Raw genomic sequence first — 14,641 nt, 5'->3', positions numbered from 1 at the left:
TAGCCGTTACACTCACGGCTATGAAAACTGCTATTCAACATACCCACTGGCAATTAGCCCCCACTGATGTCGCTACCATTCAAGGCGAAGATGATTTACATCAGTGCATTCTGAATATTCTGTCCACCCGAAAAGGCAGCGACGTGCTTCGTCCTGATTTTGGTTCCGACCATTTCGATTATATCGACCAACCTGAAGATATTGCGATTCCGAATATCGTGCGCGAAGTTTTTGCTGCCATTGATAAATGGGAAAAGCGTGTCGTGGTGCAAGAAGTCATTATTACCGGTGAAGCTCCTGAATTTCACTTTATGGTGAAATGGTGCGTGGCTGAAGATGTGGCACGTCAAATTTATGCAACGGAGTATCAACTATGATTGCAAACCGTGAAGAAATTCAAATTGTTGAAGAAGATGTGGCAAAAATCCTTGCTGACTGCATTGCCCAATATGAAGAGCACACAGGCAAAACCTTACAACCTGCTCATATTGAACGGCTAATTATTAACTTATATGCCTACCGTGAATTATTGATGCGCAAAGGGATTAACGAGGCTTTTCGGCAAACCTTTCCGCAAACCGCTACAGGGCAAGCCTTGGATTTATGCGGTGAGCAAATGGGCTGTATTCGCCTTGCCGCGCAACCAGCCGAAACTACTTTGCGTTTTAGAGTAGAAGAAACAGAACACGAAGAGATTGTTATTCCGGCAGGCACGATGGTGCGTGCCACAGAAACGCTTTACTTCTCATCCCAAACGGAAACGGTGATTTCAAAATTCGCCAGCTTTGTTGATGTGGTGGCAGTGGCCAATCTTACAGGGGAAGCAGGCAATGGTTGGGAGGCTGGACGGGTGAAAACGCTTGAAAGTCAGATAGCTTATCAAGGCACACTCACGGTCAGCAACATTGATGAAACCGATGGTGGGGTGGCAGAAGAAAGTGATGAAGATTACCGTAAGCGGATTTTACTTGCGCCTGAAGCGTTTACCGTTTGTGGCACCTTTGAAGCCTACAACTACCACACACGTAGCGTGACGCCATTTATCAATGACGTTACCGTACAACGCCCCAAAGCCGGCACAGTAGAAATGACGGTGCTGACCAAACGTGGTGTGCCGCAGCCAATCTTAATTGACAAAATCAAAGCCTATTTAAGTGGTGATAAACGCCGACCACTCAATGATACCGTAATTGTTTCACCGGCGAAAAAAGTCAGTTACAACATCGTGGCAAATCTTGAGCTTTATACCTCAGCCAATGCGACCGAAACCAAAAGTCGTGCTTTGAAGGCGATTCAAGAGTTGCTGGCAAAAGATCCTTTTACCTTGGGCGTGGATATTGTGCCACTCACGATTGCTGCAACCTTGAAAGTATCAGGCGTGTACAACGTAGAAATTGTTGAACCGCACTTAACCGAAGTATTGGAAAACGAATGGGCGGTGTGTGAAAGCATTATCTTAAACGTGGTGGGAGAATCTCATGGCTAAGCTGATTTACGCTGACATTATTCGCCAAGATGTGAAATTCACCACGTTGGCAGATTTAGCTAATCGGCTCGACCAACTCGACAAATCGCAAATTATGACCTCGCTGATTGATTTGCTTGATGAAAAATATATTGAGCTGGTCGCCGAAAAATGGAGTGTGACAGGTTACGACGGCTATTTATTGGCTGAAGACATTAAATCAAAACGTACGCTGATTAGCTCCGCCGTGGAATTGCACAAATACAAAGGCACACCGTGGGCGGTGAAACAAATTTGCGCCAAGTTAGGGCTAGGTGCGGTTGGCATCGAAGAAAACCTGCGTATTAAAAACGACCGCGAAAATGAATAGGCATACTACCGAATTTTACTAAACGGCGTGATGACTTTAGCCCAAGGCAGGGAAGCAAGAAAATATATTCAAGCCTTCGCCCCTGCCCGTAGCGAAATCGAAGGCTTAGATTACACCGCGCACGCACATTTATATAACGACACAATCACTTACGACGGCACTTGGGGACACGGTGCTGCATAGGACGAAATATGGGACATTTTGACAAAAACGCCAAATGGCACGACAAAATCTATCAAATCGAACGCACTGACCCTGTGGTTGGCGGTGAAGGCGGTATTAGTAACCGAGCTCCAATGGAGTTGGCAGAACGGACGGAGTGGCTAAAACAACAAATTGAATTACAACAGTGCGATAGTATTGCTGAATTGCGCACTATTGAGCCAACCACAGATAAACAAACTATTTTCGTTAAAGGATACCACGCAGGCTCAACCAAAGGCGGTGGGTATTTTATAGCTGATCTTGCGGACAATGCGAGTGTGGATAATGCTGGCACGGTGATTGTTACTGGTGCAGGTAAACGTTGGACGCGAATCTATTACGAAATCACTCCCTTTGATTTTGGTGCAAAATCAGGTTGGTTGAATAACTCTGAATCCGCCTTTATAGCCCTTGAGCAAGCCATGCAAGGGCAAGCAGTGGATTTATGTGGTTTAGTGTTTACTTGTGATACTGACAAAGTTAAAAATCGTTACTACAACGGCTATATCGCCAGCAACAGCACAGGCAGTGGAGCGAAAGGCAAGGGGTTTATTGGCAGCTACAAGCATTTATACGATTTAAATAGTCAATATGGCACTAAATTTAGTGAACTTGTGCCAGTTTATGTTGATAAAAATGCCCCGTCGTATTATTCGCAAGGCGTAGCACAAGACCCTCGCACAGGTGACATCTGGCAAATTCAATCGGGCGATAATAATCACAATGCATTGGTTAAGCATAAGTTCTCGCTTTTCGGAAAAAGTGAAACTGTGGGACATGTTTTTAATAACTCTATCGGTCACCAATCTTTAGGAATTTATTATGAAGGCGATACCCGTTATTTCGTAACGATGGTCGGCAGTGTCAAAGGCAATGAGCGTGCGTTATATGTCGCTCGTTTTACCATTAACGAGTCCAACTGGACGATGGAAAACCTTAAATATCAGCGCGTATTTAATGCACCTGTAACAGGTAACGCCACCCGTTGTATGGCGATTGACCCGAATGGCAGTGTAATTGCGATTACCAATGGTGCTGATGAGCCGACTGAAAATGGCACAGTATATAAATGGGGTTGTTCCGTTTTTCATCTAGCCGATTTATTTCATGATGATTTTCTAGACATACCACCGACACCGATTAGCAAATTTCATATTTTCCGTGATGTACTCGCAGGCACAAACACAGGCAAAGCGGTGCAAGATATTGCCTGTGATGGGGAATTTATCTATGTGTTAAATGGTGGCTCGCAACAAAAATATGAAAATACCATTGATGTGTATACCATCAATGGCGTGCATGTATTGCGTGATGATAAAAATCTCACAGGCTTTGATATTTGCCAAGCGGTAAAAAACGCAGGAGGTGGTATGTATTATGAGCCTGAAGGATTATTCTTCCTACGTAATAACGATGGCTTGATGCTTTGTATGAGTGTGATTAGCGGTGCTGAAAAAGGCAAAACCATTAAAAACACACATATTGTCGCAATGGCTAGCCAATATCAAAGTATTTTACGCGGTACAACTAACACACCAGCTCAATATGTCTATGCCGACGGCACAGCGTTTGCGTTTCCGCGAGGTAAACCGCTGAAATTTGGCGAACTGCAATCTAATGGCGAAATTTGGAAGGGTTTAGCCTTAAATCGCACCTATGCCGAATTTGCCTTTGAAGATAATACGCAACCCCAATTTCGAGTAGCGAACAGTCTGCACAAAGGTATGTTGCAGGTCTCATCATCGGGTAATTTTGGGCTTTATGATATTACACAAAACAAATGGCTTGTTTATTCTAGCCTTGACGGCGTAGCAAAACTTCAAAATTCACCGTCTAACAATGCTAACGGCGATGAAATCCCGACTGCTCGGTGGGTTAATCAAAAGTTGAAATTTGAAAGCCATCACGCCACAAACGGATGGCAGAGACTACCAAACGGATTGATTTTTCAATGGGGGCGTTATGATGCAACCAACGCTAGAACGTTCAATTTCCCAATCGCTTTCACCGGCACGCCTTATGTTGTGCAATGCACTGACTACAACGATAATGGTAGTCAAGTTAATGCGCTTACAACTACGGGGCTGACAAACACTAAATTCGATGTGATTGTTCAGGGTGCAATTGGAGCGTTCTCAATGTTTGCAATCAGGAGATAATAAATGCAGTATTTTTTTGATAAAACCCAACAAACATTTTTAGTTAAGGGCATCCACCCAATCCCTGCTGATGCTATTGCCGTCAGCGATGAGAATTACCTAATGTTGGTTGATGGGCGTGCCAACGGCTGCGAAATTATCGTCAGCAAAGATAACCAGCTATCACTTACCACACCAAAACCAAGCCTAGCGCACAAGTGGGCGGGTAAAACGTGGGTATTAGATAAAGCCAAACAAGCGGATTATTTAGTTGGGCGTAAGTCAGCGGTGTTGACGATGTTGGCAAATAAAGCCGATGAGCTGAAATCTCGTCTGCTAGTTGGCTATCCACAGGTAGAAATTGAGAGTTTTTATCGTCAAGAAAAAGAAGCCTTAGCGTGGCGTGCAGATAACAGCGTGGAAACACCAATGCTGACCCAAATCGCCAGCGTGCGCGGCATTGAATTTGGGGTGTTAGTGGGAAAAGTGCTGGAAAAATCCAACCAATTTGCCGTAGCGATAGGAGTGATTATTGGGCAACGCCAGAAATTTGAGGATGCACTAATGGCTGCCACTACGATTGAACAGGTCGAACAGCTTACCAAGGAGATTGCGCAGTGGTCTATTTAGCGATGTACAAAGCCCGTGGTAATTGGGTGGATAAAATTATTCGCTTGTTTACCGGTAAACCTTACAGTCATTGCGAGGTGGCAATCAAAACAGGAGTGCGCGTTTACCAATGCTATTCATCAAGCCCTCGTGATGGTGGTGTACGTGTAAAAACTATGCGTATGCCTGCGGATAAGTGGGATTTAATCCCAGTGCACACAGATTCAGACATTGTGGACTTTTTTCAGCGTACCGGTGGCAAAAAATACGATTTTATCGGTGCGATAGGTTGTGTGTTACCGTTACGCCAAAAGCCAAGCCGAGATTATTGCAGTGAGTGGTGTTACGAAGCGATTTTTGGCACACAACCGAAAAAGGCGTTAAGTCCAAATAAACTAGCTGAGTTGATAAAAGGAGGGTTTACCTCGCACAAAGTTTAAAAAGAAAAGACGGCGATAATAACGGCGCGGCAATGCGCGTTATTACCAGCTACGCAGAACACACCTGCATATAGCCATACGCCGCCTACCTTGCGCAAGGCGGGCGGATTGTAACAAATCTTTTGATTAGGGAAAATATATGCAGTCAATTAAAACAATCCGTTGCACATTTTGTAACAAATTATTGGCGAAAGTGGGTACAGTTGTTTATTTAGAAATCAAATGCCCACGTTGCAAAGTAATTAACTTTACTAAATAACTTTATTGAGTGTCAGAATACCTTGAGTATCAGAACACCATAGAAAGAAAAACTATGGCAAACAAAAAAACTTTTAAACAAGCCCCGCTACCGTTTATCGGGCAAAAAAGAATGTTTTTGAAACATTTTCAGAATATTCTTAATGAACACATCAAAGATGATGGAGAGGACTGGATAATTATTGACGCCTTCGGTGGTTCAGGATTATTGAGTCATGTAGCCAAAGCAATTAAGCCAAAAGCTCGTGTCATCTACAATGATTTTGATGGTTACTCCGAAAGGTTAGCCCATATAGGTGATATCAATACCTTACGTTCACAACTTTTTACCGCAGTCGGCAGTGCTGTACCTAAAAACAAACGAATGCCAAAGGAAGTAAAGGCAAAATGTGTCAAAATTATTCAAGAGTTTGACGGCTACAAAGATTTGAATTGTTTAGCAAGCTGGTTATTATTTAGCGGTCAACAAGTAGCTACAACCGATGAGTTATTCCAAAATGATTTTTGGAATTGTATCCGTCAGTCCGATTACCCTAAGGCAGATTGCTATTTGGACGATATTGAAATTATTCGTGAATCATTCCACACTCTACTACCGAAATTTTCCGACAATCGTAAAGCATTGTTTGTATTAGATCCACCTTATCTTTGCACCAAACAAGAAAGCTATAAACAAGCTACTTATTTCGATTTAATAGACTTCTTACGATTAGTCAATATTACAAGACCACCTTATATTTTCTTCAGTTCAACGAAATCTGAATTTATTCGATTTATTGAGTATATGCAGAAAGATAAAGTAGATAATTGGCAGTCATTTGAAGGAGCTAAAAGAATTGTAGTGAATGGATCAGCGAGCTATTCAGGAAAATATGAGGATAATTTAGTTTATAAATTTTAAAAAATGTAACATCATTACATAATGTGAAAAAAGCGAGAGAAATAATTTATCTCGCTTTTTTATTGCAGTTATGTTGCGCAGGTTTACCTGAAGCTCGTCCAACGGCTAAGCCATCAGCGGCTGTAATATTATCAATACCAATATCTTGTACAGAAATTTGATCATGTAATCCAGTATAAACCCCTAATAGCATGCAAGGGGAATGAGTTGGTTCAGCAAAAATACAATGTACATTATCACCAAAAGCAAGCTTCAAACCAAAAGCGACGCCTCCAGGTCCACCACCTACACCACAAGGTAAATACACAAATAATGGATGCTCTTTATCAACAACAATCGCTTTTTCTGCAAATTGTTGCTTTAATCTCTGACCCGCTACAGAATAACCGAGAAATAAAGTTTTAGAGTTTTCATCATCAATGAAGAAACAAGTGGGATCATTTTTTGCTGCCTCACGCCCTTGTGCAACTGCTACACTATAATCTTGTGCATATTCAACAACATTGACACCATTTTCACGTAGTCGTTGTTTTTTCCATTCTCGAGCATCGGCTGACATATGAACACTCACCTTAAAACCCAGTTTTGCACTCATAATGCCAATAGATAAACCTAAGTTTCCTGTTGAACCCACAGCAATACTAAATTGGCTAAAGAAAGTTTTAAACTTCTCTGAGAATAAAATAGCATAATCATCTGATTGAGAAAGTAATCCATGCTCTATCGCTAATTTTTCAGCATGAGCTAGCACTTCATAAATTCCCCCTCTTGCTTTTATAGAGCCAGAAATAGGTAAATGGCTATCCTTCTTCAACATTAATCGCCCTGTAATAGACGTGTTATAGCGTTGTTCAAGTGCTAGCTTCATTTGTGGAATTTCAACTATTCCTGATTCAATAATCCCATTGGTTATTTTTGTTTCAGGAAAAGCCTCGCAAATATATGGAGCAAAACGTTTTAAACGTTCGGCTGCATCATTACTATCCTCTTGTGTTAAAGTGACAAAAGGCAAACCTTCTGCATATGAAGTAATATTAGGATTAAACCAAGTTACTTCTTCTAGATTAATTAATTTTTTTAACAATGGAAATTTTGTTGTTAATTTTCTGATATTCATTTTTTCCTATCAATCTCAATAAGATAATAACTGAACACAGCTGAAAGCGAGCTGAAAATGGTAATTCTATTTCTAATGGAATGGAAAAGAATATTACAACAATGCAATCTTGGTATCGTATTAAAATAAAAAGGGCTGTTATTTAGTACAAAAAATCAGCCCATTTAAACTATGTAAATAATCATTAAATTACGATCATTAATGACTAAAGTAAGCCAGCAGATTTTAATGCGGATAATACCGTAGGTTGTGCTGATTCACTTAATGTAGTCAATGGTAAACGTAGTGTTGGGGTTTTGATTAGACCTAATTTATAAGCAGCCCATTTGACAGGAATTGGGTTACCCTCAATAAATAGATCTTTATGTAATGGAGTTAAACGTTGATTGATCATTTCTGCTTCAGTAAAATTGCCTGCCATTGCTAGTTCACACATTTTGGACATGTCTCGAGCAGCAATATTATTTGTCACAGAAATTACACCCTGTCCACCTAATTTCATACTTTCTAATCCTGTTGCATCATCGCCACTTAAGAAAATAAAATCTTCACCAGCTAATTCTTTAATTTGCTTAACACGGCTAACATCACCTGTAGCTTCTTTGACAGCAACAATATTTTTAATTTTTGCTAAACGGGCTATCGTCTCTGGTTTCATATCGCTCCCTGTACGACCTGGGACGTTATACAAAATTTGTGGAAGATCAGTAGATTCAGCAATAGCTTTAAAATGTTGATACATACCTTCTTGAGTAGGTTTATTGTAATAAGGCACCACAGATAAGCAACCAGCAACTCCGCTACCGTTTAATAATTTAGTCATCGTGATTGCTTCACTTGTAGCATTTGCACCTGCACCAGCAATCACTGGAATACGGCCTGCAGCAAACTCAACTGTTTTCAAGATAGTTTTGATATTTTCATCAACACTTAATGTAGCTGATTCTCCCGTTGTTCCCACAGAAACAATCGCATGTGTACCATTTGCGATGTGGTATTCAACTAAATTTTTTAGTTCATCATAATTAATAGCGCCATGGCTATTCATTGGTGTAATTAATGCGACGATACTACCATGGAATAAAGGACGTGTTGCTGACATAATATCTCTCCAACTGTGTTTTAGGCTTTTTAGTATTTGTTTAGATTCTCCAAAATCGTTACAATTTGCAAGTAATTTTTTGTAATTTTATATCACATATCAAATTTCTAGGGTAAATATTATGAATCATTTAAAAATAGGGGATTTTGCACCGCAGTTTACGCTACCTAATCAAGATAATGAGCTAGTTTCTTTATCACCCCTTAAAGGTAAAAAAGTATTAGTATATTTTTATCCAAAAGCTTTAACACCAGGCTGTACAACACAAGCTTGTGGGCTACGTGATGCGAAAGTCAAGTTAGATCAATTAGGCATAGTAATTTTAGGAATCAGCCCTGATACACCAAGCCAATTAATGCGTTTTATTGAGAAAAAAGCATTAAATTTCACGTTATTATCTGATGTAGATCACCAAGTAGCTGAGCAGTTTGGTATATGGGGTGAAAAAAACTTTATGGGAAAAGTCTATGATGGTATTCACCGTATTAGTTTTTTAATTGATGAACAAGGTCGAATCGAACAAGTATTTGATAAATTCAAAACCAAAGATCATCATGAAGTAGTTCTGAATTATTTAGAACAAAAATAGCTAAAAAAATACCGCACTTTAAACTGCGGTATTTTTTCTTAAAATTTTAACTTAGTGTGTACTTGTACTGGTTGTCGTACGTACTGAGCGTCGGCGATCTAATTCCGTTAATAATTTTTTACGAATACGGATAGATTGTGGAGTAACCTCAACTAATTCATCGTCATCGATAAATTCAATCGCTTGCTCAAGAGTTAACTTAATTGGTGTAGTTAACTGGATAGCATCATCTTTACCAGATGCGCGCATATTAGTTAATTTTTTGCCTTGTAAACAGTTAACCGTTAAGTCATTTGAACGTGCATGAATACCAATAATTTGACCCTCATACACTTCTTGACCATGTTCAGCCATTAATTTACCACGTTCTTGTAAACCCCATAATGCATAAGCAAGCGCTTTACCTGTTGCATTAGAAATTAATACACCATTTTTACGTTGACCAATTTCACCAGGTTTTACATCATCATAATGGCTGAAACTTGAATAAAGTAAGCCAGTACCTGAAGTCATTGTCATAAATTCATTACGGAAGCCAATTAAACCACGTGCTGGAATAATATATTCTAAACGAGTACGGCCTTTACCATCAGGACTCATATCTTTCACTTCACCTTTACGAATACCTAATGCTTCCATTACGGCACCTTGGTGCTGTTCTTCAATATCAATAGTAACTTGTTCAAACGGCTCTTGCTTATGGCCATTTTCTTCTTTGAAAATTACTTTCGGGCGTGATACCGCTAATTCATAACCTTCACGACGCATATTTTCGATTAATACCGATAAGTGCAATTCACCACGGCCAGACACACGGAATTCATCTGGGTTAGGCGTTTCTTCAACACGTAATGCTACGTTATGTACTAATTCTTTATTTAAACGTTCAAGAATTTGACGAGAAGTCACAAATTTTCCTTCCTGACCACAGAATGGCGAGGTGTTTACGCAGAAGAACATCGTTACTGTTGGCTCATCAACACTTAATGCAGGTAATGCTTCAACGGCATTAATATCACAAATAGTATCTGAAATATTTAATTCACCTAAACCTGTAATTGCTACGATATCACCTGCTTGGGCGAGATCTTCTTCATAACGTTGTAAACCTAAATGACCTAGGACTTGACCAATTTTACCGTTACGAGTCTTACCAAAACTATCAATTATAGTCACTGATTGGTTAGGTTTTACTGTACCACGTTTAATTCGACCGATACCGATAACACCAACATAGTTGTTATAGTCTAATTGTGATATTTGCATTTGGAATGGTGCATTTAATTCAACCGCTGGCGGTGCAACATGTTCTACAATAGCTTCGAACAACGGTGTCATATCTTCTGCAAGTTGATCGTGATCTGGACCTGCAACGCCCATTAATGCTGAAGCGTACACGATAGGAAAGTCTAATTGCTCATCCGTTGCGCCTAAATTTACAAATAAATCAAAAACTTGATCAACCACCCAGTCTGGACGAGTACCTGGACGATCGACTTTATTGATCACAACGATTGGTTTTAAACCATGAGCAAATGCTTTTTGGGTGACGAAACGAGTTTGTGGCATTGGACCATCAAACGCATCTACAACTAATAACACTGAGTCAACCATTGATAATACTCGTTCTACTTCACCACCGAAGTCTGCATGTCCTGGAGTATCTACGATGTTGATACGATAGTCATTCCAATTGATTGCTGTATTTTTTGCTAAAATGGTGATACCACGTTCTTTTTCAAGATCGTTGGAGTCCATCACTCGTTCATCTGAATCACCACGAGTAGAGTCTAAAGTGCCTGATTGTTGTAAAAGCTTGTCAACGAGAGTAGTTTTACCATGGTCAACGTGAGCAATAATTGCGATATTACGCAATTTATTAATATCTAATTCTGCCATTTGAGAGTTCTTAATCTGTATAAAATATAAAGAAATTTATCCGAAGAATTTCGTATCTTGCTTATATATAAAAAGGATATAAATTACGAAAGGTCGCAGATTATACAACTTTTTCCCTAAATGAGCTATTAAATAATGTAGTTACCTAAAATAAGCATATTTTAAGCGACTAGCTAGTGATTGATAGTTTTCCATATAAATCAACATAAAAACAATATTTATTTTAATAAAAACAGCCAATCAACATTAATTGATATAAAAAAATAAAATAATAATAAATATTTTTTAAATAATTAATAACTTCATTAAATTTATTTTTTGCAAACGATTGTATTTTGTGTAAAATATGCTATTTTAGCCAATAAAATTTAATTGTATTTCATTACTCAAGATAAGCAAGATAGGAGCTATTCTATGGCAAATACGAGTGCAATCTCAAACGTTGCAAAACTCATCAAAGATAACGATGTAAAATTCGTTCTTCTTCGTTTTACTGATATCAAAGGAAAAGAACATGGTGTGTCTTTGCCAGTTAATTTAGTTATTGATGATTTAGAAGATTTATTCGAAGAAGGCAAAATGTTTGATGGCTCATCAGTTGAAGGTTGGAAAGCAATTAACAAAGCGGATATGCTTTTAATGCCAATGCCAGAGACAGCGGTCATAGATCCTTTTGCTCAAATTACTACGCTTTCTATTCGTTGCAGTGTATATGATCCAAATACGATGCAAAGTTATGATCGTGATCCTCGCTCTATTGCTACTCGAGCAGAAAACTATCTAAAATCAACAGGTATTGCTGATGCTGCGTTATTAGGGCCTGAACCAGAATTCTTCTTATTTGATGATGTTCGTTTTAGTACAGATATAAACAATGTATCTTATAAAATTGATGATGCGGAAGCGGTATGGAATACTAATCGACGTTATGAAGATGGTAATAATGGTTATCGACCACTTAAAAAAGGTGGCTATTGTGCAGTATCGCCAATAGATAGCTCTCATGATATTCGTTCTGAAATGTGCTTAATTTTAGAAGAAATGGGATTAGTCATTGAAGCTCATCATCATGAAGTTGCAACCGCGGGACAAAATGAAATTGCCTCTAGATTTAATACCTTAACCTTAAAAGCCGATGAAACACAAATCTATAAATATGTGGTTCAAAATGTCGCATTAGAACATGGTAAAACAGCTTGCTTCATGCCAAAACCATTTGCTGGAGATAACGGTTCGGGAATGCATTGTAATATTTCATTAAGTAAAGATGGAAAAAATGTATTCCAAGGCGATAAATACGCGGGCTTATCTGATACTGCTCTTTATTTTATCGGTGGTATCATTAAACATGCAAAAGCATTAAATGCCTTTACAAATCCAACAACTAACTCATATAAACGTTTAGTCCCTGGATTTGAAGCGCCTGTGTTATTAGCTTACTCAGCAAGTAACCGTAGTGCATCAATTCGTATTCCAGCGGTAACAAATCCAAAAGCGATTCGTATTGAAGCTCGCTTTCCTGATCCATTAGCAAATCCATACTTAGCATTTGCTTCATTATTAATGGCTGGACTTGATGGTATTACTAATAAAATCCACCCTGGTGATGCAATGGATAAAAACTTATATGATTTACCACCAGAAGAATTAAAAGATATTCCTGCGGTAGCCTCTTCATTAAGTGAAGCATTAGATGCATTAGCTTCAGATCATGAATTCTTAGTTCAAGGTAATGTATTTACTAAGGATTTTATTGAAGCCTTTATCAATATCAAACGTAAAGAAGTGGAACGTGTAAATATGATTCCACACCCAGTGGAATTTGAAATGTATTATGCTTAATTGTTAGCAGTTACTAGGCTTTAAAAAGTGCGGTAGAATTTTTCTAATTCAGACCGCACTTTTTGTTTATCGGCGTTACACCATAGCAACATAAACCGCCTTTAGGGTTTAAAGTGCGGTGTTTTTTACAAAAATTTATGTATTATTTAAAATCGAATTCAGCCCCTTGCTCTTTCATTTGCAATCTCTCATAGGCTAAATCATTTTCCACTAAGGGATTATCTCGTAAGTAATTTTCATCAAAACTTAAGAACCAAGCGTTTGAATGAGGCTCAATAGTAAGAGTTATACTTTCTGCACATTCAGTCGCTTGTCGAGATTTATTTAAAGCGATTGCAATACGCAATAATCTAATGAGATTAAATATGTCTTGAAAATGATAACGTGAGAAATGTCCAATTTCCTCTAATTTAAAATAATTTATTTGATATCGTACTAAAGTCGCTAATAAATTTTGTTGCTCTTTATCAAAACCAGGTAATTCAATATTTGCAAGAATATACGCTGAATGACGTTGTAAATTTTTATGATTAATGACCAATCCAACTTCGTGCAATAATGCTGCCCATAATAAGATTTCTTTAAGCTCTTCTGCTTGTTCTGGAACTTGCCAGTTGGTAAATTGTTTCACCAATAAAATTGCACTTTCTGTTACTCGTTGTGCTTGTTCTCGATCAATATCAAACTGTTCTGCCAATCCTTCAGCAGTACGTTCACGAATATTACTGACCTGAAAATTTGATTCCAAACTATACATGACACCTTCACGTAAAGCGCCATCAGAATAACGCATTTGCTCAATATCAAAGGTATCAAAAACCGCACTTAAAATAGCCAGTCCAGGGACAAAAACATCTACGCGCTCTTCATTTAAACCTATGAGTTTTAACTGATTAAAATGCTGAGACTTTAAGGTTCTTTCTATTAGGAGATCAAGACGACCAGCGGTAATAATGCCATCACTATCAATATTCCCCATAATTACTTGGTGTACTGTTTTAATTGTACCTGAGGAACCTAAAACATGTTTCCAACCGTGCTGTTTATATTCAACAGCCAGATCTTGAATGCGACTTAAGGCAGTCTCTCTCGCTTGATAAAAATTTTCCTCAGAAATCTCTCCATGGGAAAAAAATTGTTGAGCAAAACTAACACAACCCATACTACGGCTATTTACTAAAAGAGGAGTAAAATTATCACCAATGATCATTTCTGTAGATCCCCCGCCAATATCAATCACCAGTTTACGACCTTGTTCTGGCTGGGTATGTGAGACGCCTGCATAGATCATTTCAGCTTCAGTTTCACCTGATATAATTCTAATAGGATAAGGGAATACGGCTTGGGCTTGACGTAAAAATTCCTGATTATTGACCGCACTTCGAAGAGTGTAAGTCCCGACTACATTCACATTTTCAGGAGAAAATCCTTGTAAACGTTCAGCAAATAAGGAAAGACAATTTACACCACGTGTAATTGCGGCTTGATCAAGCAAATTATTTTCATCTAATCCTGCGGCTAATTGTACTTTCCGTTTTAAACGTGAAAGCACTTGGATAGAACCATTAACAATACGAGCAACTATCATATGAAAGCTATTTGAGCCGAGATCAATAGCTGCAATTTCTTTTGCTTCTGATATTCCATGAAAAGAGCTACGGCTTAGTGCGGTGGCTTTTACTCGTAAAGTATCGTTCTTCATAAAAC

14 protein-coding genes are annotated in these 14,641 nt (G+C 38.6%); 10 read left to right on the top strand and 4 right to left on the bottom strand.

Translation table 11 applies throughout. The annotated features are described in order from the left end of the window. The first annotated feature begins 20 nt into the window (after positions 1–20). The 8 genes from HMPREF1052_RS08420 to HMPREF1052_RS08385 all read left to right on the top strand — a co-directional run bounded on the left by HMPREF1052_RS08420 (position 21) and on the right by HMPREF1052_RS08385 (position 6,385). Positions 21–377: a GPW/gp25 family protein gene (locus HMPREF1052_RS08420; RefSeq protein ID WP_005761387.1), complete on the top strand. Its 357-nt coding sequence runs from the start codon at positions 21–23 to the stop codon at positions 375–377. Continuing rightward, a complete protein-coding gene (locus HMPREF1052_RS08415) occupies positions 374–1,486 on the top strand; it encodes a baseplate assembly protein (protein ID WP_005761330.1) in 1,113 nt (370 codons plus the stop codon). The genes HMPREF1052_RS08420 and HMPREF1052_RS08415 overlap by 4 nt, the downstream gene beginning before the upstream one ends. After that, positions 1,479–1,835, top strand: coding sequence for a phage tail protein (locus tag HMPREF1052_RS08410; protein WP_005761398.1), 357 nt, complete (start codon positions 1,479–1,481; stop codon positions 1,833–1,835). The genes HMPREF1052_RS08415 and HMPREF1052_RS08410 overlap by 8 nt, the downstream gene beginning before the upstream one ends. A 191-nt stretch (positions 1,836–2,026) precedes the next feature. Then, a complete protein-coding gene (locus HMPREF1052_RS10970; protein ID WP_005761384.1) occupies positions 2,027–4,198 on the top strand; it encodes a phage baseplate protein in 2,172 nt (723 codons plus the stop codon). A gap of 3 nt (positions 4,199–4,201) precedes the next feature. Further along, positions 4,202–4,807, top strand: coding sequence for a hypothetical protein (locus HMPREF1052_RS08400; protein WP_005761297.1), 606 nt, complete (start codon positions 4,202–4,204; stop codon positions 4,805–4,807). Continuing rightward, the gene (locus HMPREF1052_RS08395; protein ID WP_005761394.1) at positions 4,795–5,226 is read left to right on the top strand and encodes a hypothetical protein; all 432 of its coding nucleotides are present in this window, start codon (positions 4,795–4,797) and stop codon (positions 5,224–5,226) included. Before HMPREF1052_RS08400 ends, HMPREF1052_RS08395 begins: the two co-directional genes overlap by 13 nt. A 139-nt stretch (positions 5,227–5,365) precedes the next feature. Next, entirely contained in the window at positions 5,366–5,485 is a 120-nt protein-coding gene (locus tag HMPREF1052_RS11140; protein WP_040596477.1) for a Com family DNA-binding transcriptional regulator, read from the top strand. Positions 5,486–5,539: 54 nt separating this feature from the next. Further along, entirely contained in the window at positions 5,540–6,385 is an 846-nt protein-coding gene (locus HMPREF1052_RS08385; protein WP_005761352.1) for a hypothetical protein, read from the top strand. A gap of 46 nt (positions 6,386–6,431) precedes the next feature. On the opposite strand, the gene dsdA is transcribed toward HMPREF1052_RS08385, so the two are convergent. Next, complete coding sequence (gene dsdA / locus HMPREF1052_RS08380; RefSeq protein WP_005761389.1) at positions 6,432–7,502, bottom strand: D-serine ammonia-lyase; 1,071 nt, start codon at positions 7,500–7,502, stop codon at positions 6,432–6,434. Positions 7,503–7,707: 205 nt separating this feature from the next. Further along, complete coding sequence (dapA, locus tag HMPREF1052_RS08375) at positions 7,708–8,604, bottom strand: 4-hydroxy-tetrahydrodipicolinate synthase (RefSeq protein ID WP_005761333.1); 897 nt, start codon at positions 8,602–8,604, stop codon at positions 7,708–7,710. A 121-nt stretch (positions 8,605–8,725) separates the two neighbouring features. On the opposite strand from dapA, the gene bcp reads away from it, so the two are divergent. Continuing rightward, positions 8,726–9,193, top strand: a complete 468-nt coding sequence (gene bcp, locus HMPREF1052_RS08370) for a thioredoxin-dependent thiol peroxidase (protein WP_005761263.1) — start codon at positions 8,726–8,728, stop codon at positions 9,191–9,193. A 51-nt stretch (positions 9,194–9,244) separates the two neighbouring features. On the opposite strand, the gene typA is transcribed toward bcp, so the two are convergent. After that, positions 9,245–11,092 (bottom strand): translational GTPase TypA, encoded by a 1,848-nt coding sequence (gene typA / locus HMPREF1052_RS08365; protein ID WP_005761338.1) that lies wholly within the window; start codon positions 11,090–11,092, stop codon positions 9,245–9,247. A gap of 414 nt (positions 11,093–11,506) precedes the next feature. Here typA and glnA point away from each other — a divergent pair, with 414 nt between their 5' ends. Further along, positions 11,507–12,934, top strand: coding sequence for a type I glutamate--ammonia ligase (gene glnA / locus HMPREF1052_RS08360; RefSeq protein ID WP_005761274.1), 1,428 nt, complete (start codon positions 11,507–11,509; stop codon positions 12,932–12,934). A 142-nt stretch (positions 12,935–13,076) separates the two neighbouring features. Here the strand turns inward: glnA and ppx are convergent, their stop codons facing one another. Next, positions 13,077–14,636: an exopolyphosphatase gene (gene ppx / locus HMPREF1052_RS08355; RefSeq protein ID WP_005761349.1), complete on the bottom strand. Its 1,560-nt coding sequence runs from the start codon at positions 14,634–14,636 to the stop codon at positions 13,077–13,079. Positions 14,637–14,641: the final 5 nt, after the last annotated feature.

It is taken from the genome of Pasteurella bettyae CCUG 2042, from assembly GCF_000262245.1.
Taxonomy (GTDB): domain Bacteria; phylum Pseudomonadota; class Gammaproteobacteria; order Enterobacterales; family Pasteurellaceae; genus Basfia; species Basfia bettyae.
Note: the sequence above shows the minus strand (reverse complement) of the source record. Positions and strands in the feature narration are given on the sequence as shown.